The organism is Paenibacillus alkalitolerans, from assembly GCF_016482785.1.
Lineage (GTDB): Bacteria > Bacillota > Bacilli > Paenibacillales > YIM-B00363 > Paenibacillus_AE > Paenibacillus_AE alkalitolerans.
The window spans coordinates 83,796-103,334 of sequence record NZ_JAEMXM010000014.1 but is presented as its reverse complement, the minus strand read 5'-3'; the positions used below and the strand labels follow the sequence as shown (position 1 = coordinate 103,334).

Genomic DNA, 19,539 nt, shown 5'->3' with positions numbered 1-19,539 from the left:
TATAAATAATTATAGAACACAAGGGATGGTTCGTCGCCGAACACCGCCCTTCCAATTATAGTTGGATTTGCACCTTCATCAGGCCCGGATCTCTGGGATTGGCCAGAAAGGCCGGCATTTCCTCCAGCGGGATCACTTTGGAAACGATCGGCGTCAAGTCCATGCGCTTGGCTTTGATCCAATGGAAGGCGGGCAGGAACGTTTGGTTGATGGCCATTGAACCGAGAATCGTCCAATCCTTGTGATAGAGAGTAAAGGGATTGATACGAACCGAAGCATGTTCGGGCGTCACTCCAAACTGCAAATATTTGGCCGCCGGACCCATGAATGCGAATGCCTTCTCAATGACTTCCGGTATGCCGGTGGCATCCGCTACAATATCAAAACCATTGGGATGACTCGAGGCATATGAGTCAAGCTCCTCGAACAATACGCCCTCCGTCGCGCCGTACTTCAACGCCATATCCAATTTCGCTTTCGAAATATCGACCACAGCCAATTGCGAGGCGCCTGATCTGGACAAGGACTGAACCAACAATTGACCCATCGCGCCTGCTCCGAACAGCAGGATCCGGTTGCCCGCCTGCACCTGGAGACGGTTAAGGGCATGAACGACGCAAGCCATAGGCTCAATGAATGCCGCTTCCTCGTGGCTCATCGTGTCGGGTATTTTAACCGCATTCCTTGCCGCAACCGCAACATATTCAGCCATACATCCGTTCACCGTATTCCCGAGCGCATTCCAATTCTCGCAATGGTTATTGCGGTGCGTCATGCAAAATTCACATTCGCCGCAGTACAAGGTCGGATCCGCAGTGACGCGGTCGCCGACATGAAGTCCGATGACACCCTCACCGACTTCATGAACGACTCCGGAAAATTCATGTCCCGGAATAATCGGATATGGGGAAATGAACTCCCCTTTGTAAATATGAATATCCGTTCCGCAAATACCCGCCCTCTCCACCCGAATGAGTACTTCTCCGGGTTTGGGTTGCGGCTTCGGAACTTCCCGAACAACCGCTTTGTTCGGTTCCGTAATAACGAGTGCTCTCACAGCTAAACTCCCCCTTCGCTCTTGCTTGCTCAAACATCGCTTCGGTGCATCATCCTTTTACGGCGCCCATAGTCAATCCTTGAACCAATTGTTTTTGCGTAAAAAATCCGAGAATGACGGACGGCAGTACGGCGGTTGTCGCTACCGCGGACATCTTGGCCCAGAACAATCCCTCTTGCGTCATAAACGAAGCCATAAATACCGGCATCGTGGATGAGTCGGTATATGTCAAGTTTACTCCGAACAGAAACTCATTCCAAGCAAAGACGAAACAAAGCAGAGCGGTCGATATGACCCCCGGCTTAACCAGAGGAAGCGTTACTTGAAAAAATCCCTGCAGCCCCGTCGCCCCGTCAACCTGTGTGGATTCGATAATTTCATACGGGATGTCTTTAAAGAACGAGCGCATCATCCATACGGCAAGCGGGATATTCATAGCGGTATAGATAAGGATTAAGGAGATGTGCGAGTCCAACAATCCGAGCTTCTTGAAGACGATGTACACCGGGATCATGACGCCGACAGCGGGAAGCAGCTTCGTTGAAATGAACCAGAACAAAATGTCGTCCGCTCTTTTGATGCCGAACATGGATAACGCGTAAGCGGCGGATACTCCCAAAAATAAAGCGAACATCGTGGAGATCCCTACTATAATGAAGGAATTTCCTAAAAACGAACCGATGCCAGAGTCCCAAATCGTTCTATAGTTATCCAGCGTTGGGTCAAAAAAGATGGCGGGAGGCATAATGACCGCTTCCCCTTCGTTTTTGAAGCCCGTCACGAACATCCATAATAACGGGAAGAAATAGACGAAAGCCGCCACATAGGTGACCGTTGTCAGTAAGCTTGAAAGCAGCCTTTTCATGATAATTCACCCCGGAACGTTCTTCTCAAAAATTTGAAGAGATAATTTAATATAAACAACGTAATGACGACGATGATGACCCCGATGGCCGAGGCTCCGCCGATATCCCAGCCTTTGAAACCGACCCGGTAAACGTAAAACGGTAGATTTGTGGAAGCATAACCCGGGCCTCCCGAGGTTGTCACATAAATCTCGCCGAATGCTTGCATAATAAACAAAAGACCGAGAAGCATCGCCACTTCGATATAACGAAGCAAGTGCGGAAGCACGACATAGATAAATCTTTGGGTGACGGATGCGCCGTCAATCATCCCCGCCTCGACCGCATCCTTGGGTACCGATTGAAGTCCTGCGAGAATGATAAGCATGAAGAACGGAACCCACTGCCAGGACACCAAGGCAATGATCGTCTGCAGCGGATACGCGCCTAACCAATCCACCGCTCCCTGTCCCATTAATCCTGAAAAGTAGGCCGTGATTCCGAAAGTGGGATTTAAGATCGCCGTTTTCCATACGATGCCCGAAACGGCCGGCATTACGAAGAATGGAGCGATAAATACCGTACGCACAACGCCTTTGCCGAGAAAATCCCGGTTCATCAACAAAGCCAATATCATGCCGAAAACAAGACAAATTAACAAGGCACAGACCGTTAGAATAAAAGTGTTCAGAAGTACGGTGATAAATTCGGGCGCCGTTATGATCGCTTTGAAATTGGCAAACCACACAAACTTCGTGCCCTTATCCGGACGCATCAGATTCCAGTCCAAGAAGCTGAAATATATGGTGACTAAAAATGGTATCTGAGTAACGAGCGCAACAACAATAATACTCGGCCAAAGCAGTCTTCTGACCGGTGGGCCGGATTGCTTTCGAATGGATGAGCGTTGTGGAACGGCCGCGCTTAATTCGAGTGATTTCATGCGGTTCTCCTTTCCGGTCATTGTATGAATAGGAGGAGGGCAGCCCTCCTCCTTAGTCCTGATTATTTTTTGTATCCGCCGGAAACTGCGGTTTGTTCGGCCAGCTTCTGCGCTTTGTTCAACGCTTCATCCACAGACTGTTTGCCGGCAATCGCCACCGCGATTTCTTGGCTTACCGATGTTCCGAGCTGCTGGAATTCCGGAATCGCGACATATTGAATGCCTTGATAAGGAACGGGGTTTTTCGTCGGTTTTGTATAGTCGGCATTTTTCATGGATTGCAGCACGATATCGGCAAAAGGCGCCGCTTCTTTATACTTCGGATTCTCATAAGTCGATGCGCGCGTTCCCGGAGGCGCTACAACCCATCCTTTCTTTTCCCCGACTTGCTCGATATATTTCTTGCTTGTCGCCCACGTAATGAATTTGAAAGCCGCTTCTTTGTTTTTACTCGCGCTTTCGATTGCCAGCGACCACGCCCACAGCCAGCCGTTATTTTCTTTCGCTTGGGACGGGGCGAATGCGTAACCGATTTTGCCCACGACTTGCGACGATTCCGGATTGTTCAAGAAGCCCGCCGCGACCGTCGCGTCGTACCACATGGCGGCTTTACCGGTCGAAAGAAGCGTCAATGCCTCGGTGAAGCCTGTGCTCGTAGCTCCCGGCTGACCCGACTCTTTTAACACATCTACGTAGAACTGAACCGCTTGCTTGGTCTCCGGACTCGTCAACTGCGCGTTCCAATCCGTGTCGTACCATGAGCCGCCGAAGGCGTTGATGACCGTGTTCAGCGGAGCCATCACTTCACCCCAACCCGGAAGTCCACGGAGAACGATGCCCGGTACGTTATTTGCCTCTTTGACTTTCTTGGCAATATCGCGCACTTCATCCCAAGTCGGGTTCTGCGGCATCTCCACGCCGGCTTTCTCCAGCATTTCTTTATTGTAGTAGAGCATGCTGCTTTCGCCGTAGAAAGGAAGCGCATACAATTGATCCTCATAAGAGAGCGCATCCCGGATGGACGGGAAAATATCTTCTACATCGTAATCCGTCTTTTCTTGTTCGGGCAGCTTGTCAAACATCGGCGTCAACGGATCGATCCATTTGTTTTGAGCCCAGATCGGCGCATCGTAGGTTCCGATGGTGACGATGTCGAACATCCCCGAGTTCATGGCTACGTCGGTCGTTACTTTCTCGCGCAGGTCGTTTTCGGGAAGAACGACGAAGTCCAGCTTGATGCCGGTTTCTTTCGTAAATTCGCCGGACATTTCTTTCATGATCACCATATCCGGGTTATTTACCGTTGCGATTTTTAAAGTGACGCCATTGTAAGGCTTGTCATTGGCTGCCGTGTCCTGCGTGCCGTTCGACTCATTCGTTGCAGCTTTGTTGTTTTCAGTCGAGTTGTTAGCACCGTTGCTGCTGCAGCCGCTCAAAACCAGCACGAACAGCAAACAAATCGTTGTTGCGGAAGAGATAACCCTTTTCATCTGTAACCCTCCTGTATTTTTGTGTGTCAAATGTTGTTGACACTTTAAGTTTAAGTTCCGGGCATTGCGGATGCTATCTTTACATCTGCTAGTTTGGCGCCTTACCCTTCACGACATAATTTAAGAAGGACCGGCAAAACATAAGAAAACCTCCTTGCGGCCGACTTTGATCGAGATCCAACGCTCTGTTTCAGAATTCCGTCTTACTCATTCGACAAAGGCTGAAGGAACGATTACGCTGATTCCCGTACGTACGCTCTCCCCTTGTCTCAGACGGTCTGATCCTCAGCTCTTGCTCTTTCCAAAGTCCTTGCTCTTTCCTGAGTTGAGGTTTCTACCCTCTTGTGCACACTCCCCGACTTCATCTTTTATATCCTCTTGCTTGCATGAGAGTTAGTACGGGGAGGGAGCCGCGGCCAAATTGCTGTCGAGCATAGGGTAGGACCTGCAAGGGGAAACGAAATAGAAGTCATAGCCAAATCCCAAACTATCGGTTTATCTGAACGATGGGGATAGTGATCGTAAAGGGAGTTCGAAACGGATGTCACGGCGGGATCGACAAAGACATCCTCTAGGATCAAGAAATACTTTCATGCGAAGAGTCCTAGTTCCAGTGGCATATCCGTACGCCAATGGTAATTTATTCAGCTACATGAACACATAATCCGTCAATAAGTGATATTTTTGCCGCTGTAACATCGAAAAAAGAGCCGAAACAATGCGGCTCTTTAGAGATATTTCGGTTTTTGCATGTCTAAATTGCAGAGTAGTCATATTTCTGTTCTCGTTGCCAATGCTTGTCTTGCGAATGTAAAGAAAGCCAATGCATCGTCGAGCGTTCGAAACCCGGCCTGCGCCATAACATTACTGCCTCCGCCTTTGCCGTAAAACACTCCCAGATGCTCCTCCTTGAAGAATGCGCCGCAGGAAAGATCCAAACGTCCGCTGTGCGCAAGAACAACCTTACATTCGGCACGATCGGCGAGCAGCACCGGATCGTCGCTCATTGTCGTGAGCTTGAGGGCCAGGCTTTGCAATTCTTTCAGCGGCTTGTCCTCGAACACATGTGCCACCAAGCCGCTGCCCCCCTGCTTCTCCAGGAGATCACGAGCGACAAACATATCGTTCTGCTCCTTGAGTGCGGTCAGTTCCGTCTGAATCTGCTTCTGCTCCTGTTCCCACTTCTCAATGCGGTCGATAATTTCTTCCTTCCCGGTATTGAACTTCATGGACAGCTTCCCTAAAATCTCCAAACAATCGTTAAATTCCGCTAACGCGCGGTTTCCGCATTTGAACGTGATTCGGGTATTTCCCTTCTGCTTCTCTGCTCTGAGCAGCTTGATCATCCCGATCCCGCCCGTTGACGAAACATGCGTCCCTCCGCACGCATTGTATTCCACGCCTTCGATTTCGACAATCCGCACCTGCCCCGTCACCTTCGGCGGCTTTACCAGCGGCAACCGGGACGCCTCCTGCTCGGAAACCATATAACTTGTAATTCGACGGTTATTGTATATCGCTTGGTTCACTTCCCGCTCAAGCAAGGACAGCTGCTCCGGGAACAGCTCAGACCGCTCCACGTCGATCGTCGCGGAATCGGTGCCTAAGTGAAAGCTTAACGTCATTGCGTCGAACAGTTTCAGGCATAACGCCGACAGCAAGTGCTGGCCGCTGTGCTGCTGCATATGGTCGAACCTTCGCTGCCAATCGATCCGGCATGCCGCCGACGTTCCTTCAGGCAGGCGCTCAATCTTATGCAGCACTTCATCTTCCTCGTTAATGACATCCAGTACGGGAATTCCGTTGATCGTCCCCGCATCGCAGGGCTGTCCCCCGCCATGCGGAAAGAAGGCACTTTCCTGCAAGAGCACGTAACACCCGTCCTCTCTTTGGACCGTCTTCGTAATCCTCGTCTCCCATTCGGTCAGGTAGGGAGAATCGTAATACAATCTATTGGTCATGGTTCGCGTCCTTTCCGTCCCCCGTATCGTTATTCCCGTACCACCGTTCCATTACGATATAGTCCTTCCCGCCTTTGGTGAAGGATTGCTTCGTCTCACGCAAACCAAATTTACGGTAGAAATCCGTTTTGTCGCTTCTCGCGTTGCAGAAGGTCCGCCTTACGCCCGCCCGTTCGGCCACCTCCAGCACATGGGACAGCAGCCGGCTTCCGTTTCCTTTACCTTGCATGTCCTGTACGGTCGCAAATTTGCGGAATTGCGCCTCCGCGCCATTCACAAACAACGACACGACCGAGACCAGCCGGTCGTCCTTGTCGTCATCCTGCAATTTCACGTAGTCCACATCCCGCTCCGGCCACATTACTTCGTGCCTCAGCTTCCAAGCCTGTTCTTTCTCGATTGTTCTAATGTCCACGGCTTCCACTCCAACAAAAAATGTACCTACCATAAAAGTAACCAATTGCGAGATCGGTTGCAAAGATCCGGGAAAGATTGCGCTAAACCGCCCTATAGCGATTCGGCTTCCGAGCTTTGCGGCTAGATTGTCTATCCTCCGTCCCTTTTGCCCTTCCCGACTTCACGTTTCGTACCTGTTGCGGACACTCTCCCCTTAACTCATCTATCACATTCATTTTCGCACTTCCTGCTTTTCGACCGCGACCCTGACCATGCTTTCGGAACCAGTAGGATACAGTGCCCGCAAGGCGAACGAAAGGGATAGCTGTACGGGAGTTATAATGCCCGGAAGGAACGAGATTCAGATACCTGAACAAAAGGGACAGTGTACGCAAGGCGTACGTGAGAGGTATCTGAACCGGAGGGATAGTGCGCGCAAGAGTGTTTAGTATTGGGAGTTGCCATGGCCATATAGCAGGTCGTGACCGGATACCGGCTAGCAGCCGGTGGATCCAAATACAAATGTTGGACGGGACTAGTCTGTTTTTGTTAGAATAGAATTGATTCAATGAATTAGGTTACCTAAATCAATATATAGGAGTCTCTTTTGTGAAAAACAATATAAAGCTTGGGTTCTCAAACAAAGACGGTCAAGTAAGCATCGTGTTTTCAAAAGGGGGGCCACGGGAAGGCGCCGGGCGAAAAGGATTCGGCGAAACAAAGAAAATATCTTTAACCTTACCGAACGAGACATGGGGCAAGATTGAGAACCACTGTTCAGAAAATAACGCATCCCGGTCGGAAGCTATACGCGAGATGATAGAATATTATTTTTCAAACCACAAGGGAGACAGGTGAAACCATTGCGGGTCAGTGTATCCCGGGAACGATTGTCCAACGGACTTCAGCATGCACTAAAAGCCGTATCCGCAAATCATCCGATCTCCATTCTTTCCGGAGTCAAACTGCTTGTCCGGAGAAATGGCGGCCTGACCGTTACCACAAGCAATCTGAGCATGTCGATCCAATTTATGATTCCCCCGGACGATGAAACTTTATCGATTCGAGAAGAAGGCTCTATTGTAATAAACGCACGTTATTTTTACGAAATCATACGTAAACTTCCATCGGGCATAGTATATCTAGAATTGAAAGAGCCTTTGTTGCTTATCATTACTTCGGGCAAAAGTTTGTTTCGACTGGCCGGATTCGATGCCGAACAGTTTCCTGTAATACCGGAACCGAACGACAACAATATTACTTTTCGCCTGCAAAATAAAACGCTGAAAACGGCCATACGTCAAGTAACATTTGCTGTTGCAACGGCAGAAAACAGACCGGTGTTGACGGGTGTTTCATGTCAACTTGACGGCGATTCCCTGAAAATGACTGCAACTGACGGCATACGTCTCGCTTCTCGTGCAGCTTTTGTACATAGCAGTAACTCAAAGTATACAGACATCGTTATTCCAGGCAAAAATATATTGGAGTTATCCAAGATTCTTACCGATGACGAGGAAATGTCCGATGTCACTATTGACGGAAACCAAATTCATTTTTCAGCAAAAAATATGTTGATTCATTCCGCATTGATCGAAGGCACTTACCCTTCCATCAATAAAATTATTCCCACATCTCATTTGACAGAAATCACTCTTGATACAAGCGGCTTTTTGCAAGCGCTGGAGCGGGTTTGCCTATTGGCCAACGGAAGTATTATAAGGATGAAAACCGGCGCGAATAACACTGTAGAACTAACGTCTAAAACCGATGATATCGGCGATGTGGTTGAAGAAGTGACGATTGAAGATGCCGACGGCGAGGAAGTGGCGATTTCTTTCAACGGCATGTATATGATAGACATTCTTCGGCACATTGATTGTGATAAAGTAACAGTTAAATTGTCCGGAAAATGGGGTCCCATTGTATTACAACCTTTTGATGCCAGCGATTCTGCAACTTATATTATTACGCCTGTTCGTACCCACAACTAGATGAGCGGGCTCGTTCTATTTGAACGAGCCGAGCTATAGCGAAATTTACCAACACAAGGTAGGATGAGGGTATGGTAGACCCGGAGTTCCAATATTTCCTATCCAAAAAAGATGAAGTTTTGTCCAACGAAGCGTTATGGAAATTGATGTTCAGGATCCATATTATCCTTGCTCTCATAGCACTCTTGACCGACTGGTTTGTCTCCAATAGGAATTTGAGTATTGTCAGACGGTACGTCCAATAGGCGAGGCTTGAGGAACGACTACGCCGATTCCCGTACGTATGCTACCCTGAAAATCACTCCTTGCACGCAGTAACCATGAGCACCAGCACGCCGTACGGCTCCAGCTCGACATCTCCCTCGAAGGAGTTGCCGCTCAACAAATCGACCGCTTTACGCTGCAAATGCAATGTTACCGTATGTCCCGAATAGTTGAGCGCGAAAATGAAGGCTTCGCCAGTATCCGCATGGCGCCGGAGAGCCAGCTCCACCTCGGCGGGAGCCCGAACGATGCCGTCCGCCAGCGGAAATAAAGCAGCATGTCGGCGCCATGGGCGATCGATTGATACGTCCACAGCCGCATTTGGCCGGGCCTTGGCGATGCCATCGCGAACTTGTTGGCCCATCCTCCAGGTCCGGATTGCTGCTCCATTACGCAAAAATTCGGGGAAATCGAGCGTACGCCGCTTAAATGCAAACTCGACATTCGATCCAGCAGCGGTTCGGGCCCCGCGTCCGGATGAATCGATGCGAACTGCGGATAAGAGTCATATGAGAAGAAATCCAGTAGCTCCTCCGTGAGCCGGTGGTTGTCGAGATGGCCGAACATGCCGTTGGTCGTAATCCAGTGCCGCGACCCTGCGACCTCCCGCAGAATATCGGCCTGGATGCGGGCGAATTCGATCGCGCTGTGCGAGATAAACCGCTTCTCGTCCAGTGTCTGGTGCGGATTCGGAGAGTTTGCAGGTGTCGGCCTCGCAAGATACACCTGCTCCCACGCCGTATACGTTTGGCTCCAGAAGACGGTTCCCCATGCCCGATTGAGGGCGTCGAGGGAGCCGTATTTGTGCTGCAGCCATTCGCGGAATGCGGCGTGATCGGCATCCGAATAAGTGAGGTTTGGCTTTTTACGCTTGCGCAGCAGCGCAGTCGCGTCGAACAGGCGCTGGAGACGTTACGAAGGTTGTCCGAGGCATTTGAGAGTGCGAATGAGCCAGCCATATCAGCGGTGCTGTACGAGGCGCTTGCCGCACTCTTGCATGATACCGGACGCCATCGCCGACTGGCGGGAAGCGGCGCCCGCGAGAAGATGTTCGACGTCGCCGACTATATCCGGGCCAACTGTGCCGGGAAGTTGAATTTAACGTCGATTGCCGACAAAGCCGGTTACAGTCCGTACCATTTTACCCGTATTTTTCGAGATGCCGTAGGAAAGTCACCGACGCATTATTTGACGGAATGCCGCATCTTGCTGGCCAAGAACTTGCTGGTATCTACTCCGCTCGCCATTAAGCAGATCGCGTATGAAACGGGGTTTAGCCAAACCAGCTATTTTATCAGCATATTTCATCGGATGACCGGAATGACGCCCCAGCAGTTCCGTGATTTGTACAGATAGAGACGATCATCGCGCAGCAAATCGCCCAAATGATTTTTTTGTTCCAGAGAAAAGTCATCGTTCGTCCTCCTCTTCGTCTCTTGTCTTCCTTTTTGCTGACAACGCTTTCATTATTGCGTCCTTTTTCGTTCAACAATTCCCCCTTCCCGTCCGCTTCACGCTACACGATAATTCACGCCAGTCCCAAGACGGTAGTCAAAAATATAATGAAAACTTCAATATATAATCGTTTCGGCGTTCAAATTTTAACGAACCGCAAACATTTATCGGTGAAGGAGCTTCTTGTCAGCAACTATAATTGAAAAAGGCCGCCAAGCGGCAGCCTTTCTCAATCACTGTGGAAAGCGTCCTTGCGGATTCGTCACATCGCAAGCAACCGTCATCGTGAAACGGGCACTTGGAAATCAATCTCCAGAAATCGTTCCACTTCCACCAGCCAACGCTCCTGAACAAACTTCACATGAAGCGGGTGCTCATTATACGCTTCATAATCAGCTTGACTTGAAAACTCCATAGAAAATCCGTAATCATAATCGTTCTTGCTGCTCACTTGGTTGAACACCTCAAAGTTTTGCACAACGGGAATTGACGTTAGTATCGATCTTCCGTCATGAAGAAATTTTTCCGCTTCTTGCGACCCCGTCGGATGTTTTAAATTAAAAATGACCATATGACGGATGACTTCAGTATTCATTTATCCATTCCTCCTTCGACCAACGCGGATGAACGCTTTAATTACCATAAGGATCGATTGTCCGAATCGTCCCGTCTTCGTTGTAATGCAGTTCCGTATACTTCACGCAGCGCTTGTGATTAACGCCATCCGACAAGGAACTGTCATGGTAGAACAAGTACCATTTGTCTTGGAACCGGACGATGGAGTGATGGGTCGTCCAGCCGATCACCGGAGTAAGGATCGTCCCCTTGAAGGTAAACGGGCCCATCGGATTTCGGCTGACGGCGTAGACGAGTTTGTGCGTGGTGCCCGTCGAATAGGACAAGTAGTACCATCCGTTGTGCTTGTGCACCCACGGCCCTTCAAAAAAGCGCCGATCCTCGTCGCCGGCGAGAATCGGGCTGCCGTTCTCGTCGACAATCGATATTTCCCGCGGAGCACCTTCAAACGAAAGCATGTCCTCGCTCAATCCCGCAACCCTTGGGCCAAGCGCAGGCGCTTCCGCCGCCGGCCCCGCCGCTTCCGGCTCGAAATTGCCGGTCTGCCATTTTTCCAGTTGGCCGCCCCAAAGACCGCCGAAATATATGTAAGCCTGATTGTCGTCGTCAACGAGCACGGCCGGGTCGATGCTGTAGCTGCCTGCGATGTATGTCGGCTGCGGGATGAACGTGCCGGCCGGCGACGCGCTTGTCGCCACGCCGATCCGGAAAATCCCGTCATGATCCCTCGCCGGAAAGTACAGGAAATAGATGCCTTCCTTATAAGCGGCATCCGGAGCCCAAAGCTGTTTGGAGGCCCAGGGAATATCTTTTAGATGAAGAACCTGGCCGTGATCAACGACAGGAGACTCTAAGTTGTCCAGAGACAGGACATGGTAATCTTCCATCGCGTATTGATCGCCATTGTCATTGCTCGGACTGTCATGGTCGAGGTCGTGCGACGGGTAAATGTAAATTTTACCCTCAAATACATGTGCGGAAGGATCTGCAGTAAAGATATGGGTGACAAGCGGATGATTAGGTTTCGGTACGTCAAATTTTTCCATTGTTGGCTCTCCTTTGCTAGAAAATACAATTAAGGCAGCTTCGAAGGGTCGACGACAGCCCAAACCTTCGTTCAGGTCTGTTCAACAGCATCGTTAATGCGATAATAGCGTGTGGCGACCATGACGGCGGTTATAGCGATCATTCGTTTTTTGCCTGAATTGCTCAACGGGTGAACCTGCCTTTCTCAAAGCGGAACCAATCGAAGTCGAAGCTGCTTCCCGGCAGGAAGATGAACGTCACTTTTTGCATCCCCGTCACCTTTTCCAAATCAAACACCCGCTCTTCGTATCCGTCGGATTTCGTGAATTCCACGAGTTGATTGCTCTCGCCTTCCTTGCCGGCGAACCGGATATGAATCGTGTTCTTGTCGATCGGCGATCCGCCGCGGATGATCAACCTCGACGCGCCTTCGCTTGTAAAATCAATATTCGCGAATTCAAGCGAGACGTTATTCCCGATGCCTTCTACGCGACGATCCGCAATGGTAAACGTATCTCCATAAATATGGTCGCAGTCGGCCGCCCGGTTTTGTTCAAATGCCCGGTTCTGACGCGCAAACGAAAATCCTTTGATGTGCACCTTCTGACGCAGAACGTAACAAATCGACGTAATTCCGCGAAGCCGCTTTGACAGGCGATACGTTTCTTCTTGATACACATTCCACTTGGAGGGCTTCTGATAAATCACGTCAGCGACTAAGACGCTGCCCTGTTCTTCGGGCATCCCTTCCCAAATTTGCAGCGCATATTGCTCGCTGGATAAGGCGAAGATCGGAATCGTAATAGTATCGGAGCCGAACGGACCGAAGTCGATATCGCGGAAGCCTACGTGCGTCTCACCGTCCCGGCTTGTCGCTACGCCTCTCTCATTGCCGTTCCCGACCTCGCCTTTGCTGTAATCGTAAAGTCCTGCCGAAATAAATCCGTACGGATCCTTATAGGCTGTCCCCAGACCCGTTGCCTTGAATTCCAATTGAGAAATGAGCTTCGTCTTGTCCGTACCGTTCTTGCTCGTGCAGCGCAGACGGAACACGCCGTCGCCGATGGCGGTGAGCTTCGCCTCCAGGCCGTTAGCTTCGACCTTCGCGATATTCGAGTCAATGCCTTCATCGGTTACCACTCGCCACTCGACGTCCCGGTACGTGGTATTTTCCGGATATAACTTGGCTCGAACGACAATTTCCTTGACGGATTCATCGAAGTGCTGTCCCGCATCGCTGACGATTTCTATCTTGCGAAGAGGAATTTCTTCCGGTTTGCCCGTCACGCACGGCAGCTCTTGATTTCTCGCGGTCGCCGAAATGCCTTCCGGTACTCCGCCTTTCGCGGGATACGACTCGAACTCCGCGATCTCGGTTTGCATGCCCTCGGAGGATGCTTCGATTCTAATCTTGCCTGGCGTAAGCGTCGCGCCGATGATCGCCATGAGCTTGCCGCTGAACAATCTTCTGCTTACCCCTTTGTACGGATCGAAATCCGTGCTGTCTCCGTTATCAAGTCCGAGTAAACGCCCTTCCCCCGTTACCTCGACGCGCACGCGGTTGTTCGCGTTTTCTACCGGGTTGCCGTCGCCGTCCTCCATACCGATCTCGACGAAGATCAAGTCCGTACCGTCTGCCGTCATCACCTTTCTATCCGCATGGAGACGAATCTTTTTCGCATCGCCGAACGATCTCCGAACATCGGTCGCAATGACGTTGCCCGATTCGTCATACGCTACCGCCTTGATTTCCCCTTCCGTATAAGGAATCTTCCACCAACCGACAAGCTGCGTCCCATGCTCGCGGTCGATATCATGGGTTCCGATCGTCGTCCCGTTGAACTGCAGCTCGATCTTGGGCGCGTTCGAGCATACGCGAACATCGATCATTTGCCCGTCATTGAAATCCCAGTACGGGAACACATGCACCATCGGATTCGTTCGATAATCGGTCCAAGCGGCTTGGTAGATGTAGTAGGAATCCTTTTTAAAAGTAGCGGTATCGATTTGGCCGAAATATGAGTTCTTGGTATGGTACGGTGTCGGTTCCCCGATATAGTCGAATCCGGTCCAAATGAATTGCCCCAGGGAAAACGGCGCATCCCTTTCCGCCAAAATACATGCTTCCGCCGACTTCGCCCCCCAGCTCGTCGGACTGTTTCCGAGGGCGGAGCATTGCTCGTCGTCGTCGGCAAGAATCGACTTCTCGAACGGGAAATGATAGATGCCTCTGCTCTGGACGACAGAAGCGGTCTCGCTGCCGTAGATGATCCATTCCGGATGCTCTTCATGATGCTTGTGATAATACTTCTCCGCATAATTATAGCCGGCAAGCTTCACGATATCGGCGCATTTCTGCGCATTCTCCCAAGGCATGTAGTTGGAACCGATCGTCACTTCCGCATTGCGCTTCGGATCGAACTCCTGCACATATTCCATGAGCATTCTTGTGACTTCTTGTCCTCTCTCGTCCGCATGCGTGTCGTAAATCTCATTCCCGATGCTCCACATCAACAGGCTCGGATGATTTCGGTCCCGCAGCACCCAGCTTTTCACGTCGCGATAAGCCCAATCTTTGAAAAATCTAGCGTAATCGTACGGCGTCTTGGATCGTTCCCACATGTCGAACGCTTCCGAGACAATGAAAAAACCCATCTCGTCCGCCAAATCCATAAGCTCCGGCGCAGGCATATTGTGAGCCGTCCGGATGGCGTTGACGCCCATTTCTTTCAGAATAACGAATCTTCTTCGCAGCGCGTTAACGTTAAACGCCGCTCCCAAGGCACCCAAATCGTGATGCTCGCAGACGCCGTTTAATTTCATCTTTGTCCCGTTTACCAGAAGTCCCCGCCCGGGATCAAACACGATACTCCTAAAGCCGAGATTGTGCGTGACCGTCTCCAGATCCTCGTAACGCGGTTCTGCGTCTACCGGTTCGGACACCTTTCGCTGCAAACGGGTGACAAGCCGGTACATATTCGGCTCGTCCGGGCTCCATAACAATGGCATGTCTATCGTTAAAGTCTGACGGTTTTTCGTGATGGTGCCGCGTCTTGCGGTAACCCGCTCCGAAGCGGCGGCGACCGACTGGCCACGGTGGATGATGCTGTGGACAATTTGCACGTCTTCATCGATGTTCACGTCGGTATCGACTTCCACTAACCAAACGCCGTCTTGCTCCTTGGTCGAGACGTACACGCCGTCCGTTACGATGTGATTCTTGTCCCTTGTCTTCAACCAGACGTTCCGATAGATGCCGGCTCCCGAATACCATCGGCTGTTCGGGCTCCGGTGCACGACTTTTACGACGATTTCATTTTCCCCTTCGACGACCGCGTCCGTAATCTCGTGTTCGAAGGAGGAGTAGCCGTATTTCCATTCGCCGACTAGCTGCCCGTTTACGTATACGGAACAATCCATATACACGCCGTCGAAATACAACAGAAGCTGCTGTCCGCTTTGGAGTTGTTCCCTCGTCCGGACAAACTTCCTGCGATACCAGCCAATGCTGTTCTCATATAGCGCCAACGTATTATAAATCAGCCAATCATGGGGGAGGTCGACCGGTTCGAAACGCAGTCCCTCGCAGTCCGCAGCGTCCAAGCCGCTCTTCGCAAACTCCCATCCATCGTTAAAAAGCTGTTTCGTATTCATCATCGACGAGCTCGCTTTCTTCTTTTATCGGGATATGAATATCTCAAAATTACACTTGTATCCTAGTATTTTCAATCCCATTGTGAAAAGGGCTAAGCGCATCATCCCTCGGAAGACCGCGTACCTAGCCCATTGTTCAAGAAATTAGTAACCTAGCAGACTCTTCGTCTTCTGGAAGATTTCATTCGCCATGTCGGTAAACCGCGTACTTCCGTTGGCCTCCGCCTGGGCCGTATAATTGTTCCAGTTATCGAAGCTTTCTTGACCGGTAATGAACTTTAAGGTCATCGTCTTTACGTAATCCATAAGCGGCGTCGAGATCAAGTTCATCTGTTCGCTTTCCTCCGGCGTGGCCATAATCGGCGGCGCCAGCTTGCGCGGTTCCCGGGTCGTCACAGTGCGGTTAAAGTAGTCCTGCTCTCCTTCGGTCATCTTGGACATCTTCAACTCTTTCGAGCCTCCGTATGCGAACACCCCGCCGGCGAAGCCGAAATCGACGTTCAGCTGCTTTGTTGCTCCCTCGTTCATCCCGTTGAAGTAGATCTCCGGATTGAGTACGATTTTTCCGTCCGCATCCTTGGTATAGGTTTCGCCTTCTACGCCCCATAAGCTGAGCGTTTGACCTTCATTGGAATACCAGAGCCAGTCAATGAAACGAAGCATCTTGATAAATCCTTCTTCGCCCAAATCATCAAGCGCGTTCTGACTGATCATAATTCCGTTCTCCAGACGGGACGTCTCGATCTGAAGCTTGCCTTTCGGTCCGCCCGGTTGAACGATCATGTACAATTCGGCTTTCGGATCTTGCATCTTGGACTTGAAATCCGACAGCTGCTGGTAGTTCCCGTTAATCACGTAGCTGTCGCCTTTGAAGAACTTGGCGCGAGCGGTATCGTCTTCTTGGGTGAACGATTCCGGATCCATAATGCCGTCTTTCACTAACTTATTGAAATACATAAGGTAATTTTTGAATTCGTTCGATGCGTCGGCGAACACAAACTGCTGCTTCTCGTGGTCGAAGACGAGACCGTTGGACACGCCCCATCCTCCGGTGACGCCGTATTGTACGGCGGCGATGTTGAGCGTGGAATCGCCTTTGAACTGGTCGGAGATCACGTATTGCGCGCCGGTATGCTCTTTGACCTTCTTCATCGCATCGTAGAAGTCTTCATACGTCCAGTTCGCCTCTTGGCCGAGGACATCGATGCCGGCCGCATCGAACACGTCTTTGCGGATGATATAGGAATAACCCCCGCCGGCGACCTCCCACATGCCTGGAAGGACGTAATATTTCCCGTCTTCCTTCAGCTTGGCCTTCAGGTCCTCTTCCATTCCCCAATCTTTTACGGCCTTCATGTAGTTCGGCATGTACTGCACCCAATCGCTGACGGCCACGACTTGACCGGATGCAACGTAAGCGGATTCATCGTACGTTTTCGGAATAATATAAGGCGCATCGCCGCTGTTCACCAGCAAAGACTTTTGGTTCTCGTATTCCGTTCTCGCCGTGATGGACAGATCGAACGTCACGTTCGTCTTCTCTTGAATGGCGCTCCAGAGTCTCCAGTCCTTTTTATATGGGTAATTCTCATGGTCGCTGTACATCATGGAATAGGATACCGGTTCGTTGGAACGGAACGTCTGACCTTCCCCGAAGGTGTAATCCGCCGCCTCCGCCGCCGCACCGTCTTTCGCTCCTGTATCGGCGGACGGAGTGTCGCTGTTGGAAGCGCCTTCTTTCTCGGCCGGTTCGTTGCAGGCCGCCATAAACGCGACCATCAACGCCAGCATTACCAATACAGCCGCTTTACTGAATCTTTTCATACCTGTGCCTCCCTTTTATTTCATGCGTATTTATATAACGGAACCGGCGGTAACGAAACGTACAATTCGTCTACAGCCTTACCGGTTATATATAAGAAGAACTTCTATCGAAGTACATTCAAGGATGAGCGACCGCGATTTAGAGGAAGTTTTTCTTGGTATAGAATTTACTCGTTTCATGTTGTGGCAGGAAACTTATAAATGCTATATCGTTGAAAAACTCGATTACCCCTTGACGGCCCCAATCAACATCCCTTGCACGAAATACCTCTGCACGAAAGGATACGCGCAAATAATAGGAAGCGAGGTGAGCACCATGGCGGTCGATTTGACGGTTGCCGCGATTTGGCTGGTCTGATCGGACGCGGCTCCGATTTCGGTCGGACTGACCGCATTGTCGATTATTTGCTTCAAATACAAGGCGACCGGCCACTTCTCCTTCGTCTGCAAGTAGAGCGAAGGCCCGAACCAGTTGTTCCACATGCCGACGATGACGAACAACGTAATTGTCGCAAGGATCGGCTTCGATAGAGGAAGCGTAATTCTCATGAAAATTCCGAACACGTCCAGACCGTCGACGCGGGCCGATTCCTCCAACTCGTTCGGTAAGCCGGCGAAGAACGTCTTCATAAGAATAACGTTGAAGGCGCTGATGGCCCCCGGAATGACGATGGCCCAGATCGTATCCCGCATGCCGAGCGTCTTCGCGACCAGAATATAGTTCGGAATGAGGCCTCCGCCGAAATACATCGTAAAGAGCACAAACGGGATGAAAAATTTATTGAGGCGAAGCCGCTCCTTGGAGAGCGGATAGGACATCACGGCCGTCGCCGTCACCGCTATGAGCGTACCGAGCACGGAGTATACAATCGTGTTCCAGTAATAGCGGAAGAAGTCCGGTTTGCTCAGAATGACCTCATAAGTTTTGGTCGTAAACTCGATCGGCCAGACCGTAACCTTGCCCGCATAGATGGCGGCTTCCGAGCTAAAGGACTGCGCGACCAAATAAACGAACGGGTATAACGTGAAGAAGATCACCAGGATCATAATGACGCCGTTTACAATATCAAAGAAGCTGAATGCCGAGGTTCGCCTCACGGGTAAGTTCTCCTTTCTACCACAGGCTTGATTTGGTCGTCTTTTTCGAGATTTCGTTCGCGATCGTCACCAAGATGAGGCCGATGACGCCTTCGAACAACCCGACCGCCGTCGCGTAACTGAAGTTGCCGCCGGTGATCCCCATTCGGTAGACGTAGGTGGAGATGACGTCCGCCGTCTCGTACGTTAAAGGATTGTACAAGAGCAAGATTTTCTCGAAATTCGAGCCCAAGATGCCGCCGATATCCAAGATCAAGAGCACCATGACCGTTGGCAATATGCCGGGTATCGTGACATGCCAGGCCAAGCGGAACCGGTTCGCTCCATCCATCTTCGCCGCTTCGTAGAGCTCGGTATTGATGGCGGTCATCGCAGCCAAATACAGGATCGTTCCCCAACCGAGGCTCTGCCAGATGCCGGAGGTGACGTAGATCGTGGGAAACCATTCCGGCAAGGAGATGAATGATATCTTCTCGTACCCTAGCCATGCCAAAGCGGAGTTGATCGGCCCCGTCAAGGAAACCATCTCCTTAACCATGCCCGCCACGATGACCATCGAGATGAAATGGGGGAGGTACGACACGGTTTGCACGAACTTCTTCCATTTGATCCTCCGCAGCTCGTTCAACAACAGCGCGAACAACAATGTGAGAGGAAATTTGACGATGAGATAGCTCACGCTCAAGGTTAGATCGTTGAAGAAGGCTCTCCAGAAGGTCGGATCCTTCATAAACATCTCGAAGTACGTAAATCCGACCCATTCCGATCCGAATATATTCGGTCCGCCTCTATATTTCCGGAAAGCGATGATGTTCCCGAGCATCGGCGCGTATTTGAAGATGATGAAGTAGATTACGGGAATGACCAGGAACGAATACAGCTTCCATTCCTTTCTGACGTGTTTCCAAAGCGGGCTTGTATCTACAGCTTTGTCTTGCGCATGAGCTGCCATGCCG

At 50.7% G+C, this 19,539-nt stretch carries 16 protein-coding genes and 1 pseudogene; 3 read left to right on the top strand and 14 right to left on the bottom strand.

The window, feature by feature from the left end; translation table 11 throughout:
- Positions 1–55: 55 nt before the first annotated feature.
- The 6 genes from JET16_RS19975 to JET16_RS19950 form a co-directional block, all read right to left on the bottom strand.
- Positions 56–1,057, bottom strand: coding sequence for a zinc-dependent alcohol dehydrogenase family protein (locus JET16_RS19975; protein ID WP_199619455.1), 1,002 nt, complete (start codon positions 1,055–1,057; stop codon positions 56–58).
- A 49-nt stretch (positions 1,058–1,106) separates the two neighbouring features.
- Positions 1,107–1,922 carry a carbohydrate ABC transporter permease gene (locus JET16_RS19970; protein ID WP_199619454.1) on the bottom strand — a complete coding sequence of 272 codons (816 nt, stop codon included), beginning with the start codon at positions 1,920–1,922 and terminating at the stop codon, positions 1,107–1,109.
- Positions 1,919–2,845 carry a carbohydrate ABC transporter permease gene (locus JET16_RS19965; RefSeq protein ID WP_199619452.1) on the bottom strand — a complete coding sequence of 309 codons (927 nt, stop codon included), beginning with the start codon at positions 2,843–2,845 and terminating at the stop codon, positions 1,919–1,921. The genes JET16_RS19970 and JET16_RS19965 overlap by 4 nt, the downstream gene beginning before the upstream one ends.
- A gap of 62 nt (positions 2,846–2,907) precedes the next feature.
- Positions 2,908–4,335: an ABC transporter substrate-binding protein gene (locus tag JET16_RS19960; protein WP_199619450.1), complete on the bottom strand. Its 1,428-nt coding sequence runs from the start codon at positions 4,333–4,335 to the stop codon at positions 2,908–2,910.
- Between the two features lie 770 nt (positions 4,336–5,105).
- Positions 5,106–6,296: an alanyl-tRNA editing protein gene (locus JET16_RS19955; protein WP_199619448.1), complete on the bottom strand. Its 1,191-nt coding sequence runs from the start codon at positions 6,294–6,296 to the stop codon at positions 5,106–5,108.
- Positions 6,286–6,711 carry a GNAT family N-acetyltransferase gene (locus JET16_RS19950; protein WP_325176730.1) on the bottom strand — a complete coding sequence of 142 codons (426 nt, stop codon included), beginning with the start codon at positions 6,709–6,711 and terminating at the stop codon, positions 6,286–6,288. Before JET16_RS19950 ends, JET16_RS19955 begins: the two co-directional genes overlap by 11 nt.
- Before the next feature lie 590 nt (positions 6,712–7,301).
- On the opposite strand from JET16_RS19950, the gene JET16_RS19945 reads away from it, so the two are divergent.
- Both JET16_RS19945 and dnaN read left to right on the top strand, forming a co-directional pair.
- Entirely contained in the window at positions 7,302–7,550 is a 249-nt protein-coding gene (locus JET16_RS19945; protein WP_233531937.1) for a ribbon-helix-helix domain-containing protein, read from the top strand.
- Positions 7,547–8,686, top strand: coding sequence for a DNA polymerase III subunit beta (gene dnaN, locus JET16_RS19940; RefSeq protein WP_199619446.1), 1,140 nt, complete (start codon positions 7,547–7,549; stop codon positions 8,684–8,686). Before JET16_RS19945 ends, dnaN begins: the two co-directional genes overlap by 4 nt.
- Before the next feature lie 298 nt (positions 8,687–8,984).
- On the opposite strand, the gene JET16_RS19935 is transcribed toward dnaN, so the two are convergent.
- Positions 8,985–9,179, bottom strand: a complete 195-nt coding sequence (locus JET16_RS19935) for a Beta-galactosidase C-terminal domain (RefSeq protein WP_199619443.1) — start codon at positions 9,177–9,179, stop codon at positions 8,985–8,987.
- A pseudogene (locus JET16_RS19930) lies at positions 9,164–9,799 on the bottom strand (beta-galactosidase); the annotation flags it as partial. The gene JET16_RS19935 and the pseudogene JET16_RS19930, both read right to left, overlap by 16 nt.
- Positions 9,800–9,997: 198 nt before the next feature.
- On the opposite strand from JET16_RS19930, the gene JET16_RS30235 reads away from it, so the two are divergent.
- The gene (locus JET16_RS30235) at positions 9,998–10,306 is read left to right on the top strand and encodes a helix-turn-helix transcriptional regulator (protein ID WP_233531955.1); all 309 of its coding nucleotides are present in this window, start codon (positions 9,998–10,000) and stop codon (positions 10,304–10,306) included.
- Positions 10,307–10,685: 379 nt separating this feature from the next.
- Here the strand turns inward: JET16_RS30235 and JET16_RS19920 are convergent, their stop codons facing one another.
- From JET16_RS19920 to JET16_RS19895, 6 genes are all read right to left on the bottom strand, one after another.
- Entirely contained in the window at positions 10,686–11,000 is a 315-nt protein-coding gene (locus JET16_RS19920; protein ID WP_199619437.1) for a Dabb family protein, read from the bottom strand.
- Between the two features lie 37 nt (positions 11,001–11,037).
- Entirely contained in the window at positions 11,038–12,027 is a 990-nt protein-coding gene (locus JET16_RS19915) for a glycoside hydrolase family 43 protein (protein ID WP_199619434.1), read from the bottom strand.
- 163 nt (positions 12,028–12,190) lie between these two features.
- Positions 12,191–15,661, bottom strand: coding sequence for a glycoside hydrolase family 2 TIM barrel-domain containing protein (locus JET16_RS19910; RefSeq protein WP_199619576.1), 3,471 nt, complete (start codon positions 15,659–15,661; stop codon positions 12,191–12,193).
- Between the two features lie 144 nt (positions 15,662–15,805).
- Complete coding sequence (locus JET16_RS19905) at positions 15,806–17,485, bottom strand: ABC transporter substrate-binding protein (RefSeq protein ID WP_199619431.1); 1,680 nt, start codon at positions 17,483–17,485, stop codon at positions 15,806–15,808.
- Between the two features lie 225 nt (positions 17,486–17,710).
- Positions 17,711–18,583 (bottom strand): carbohydrate ABC transporter permease, encoded by an 873-nt coding sequence (locus JET16_RS19900; protein WP_199619429.1) that lies wholly within the window; start codon positions 18,581–18,583, stop codon positions 17,711–17,713.
- Positions 18,584–18,599: 16 nt separating this feature from the next.
- A complete protein-coding gene (locus tag JET16_RS19895; RefSeq protein WP_199619427.1) occupies positions 18,600–19,535 on the bottom strand; it encodes an ABC transporter permease in 936 nt (311 codons plus the stop codon).
- Positions 19,536–19,539: the final 4 nt, after the last annotated feature.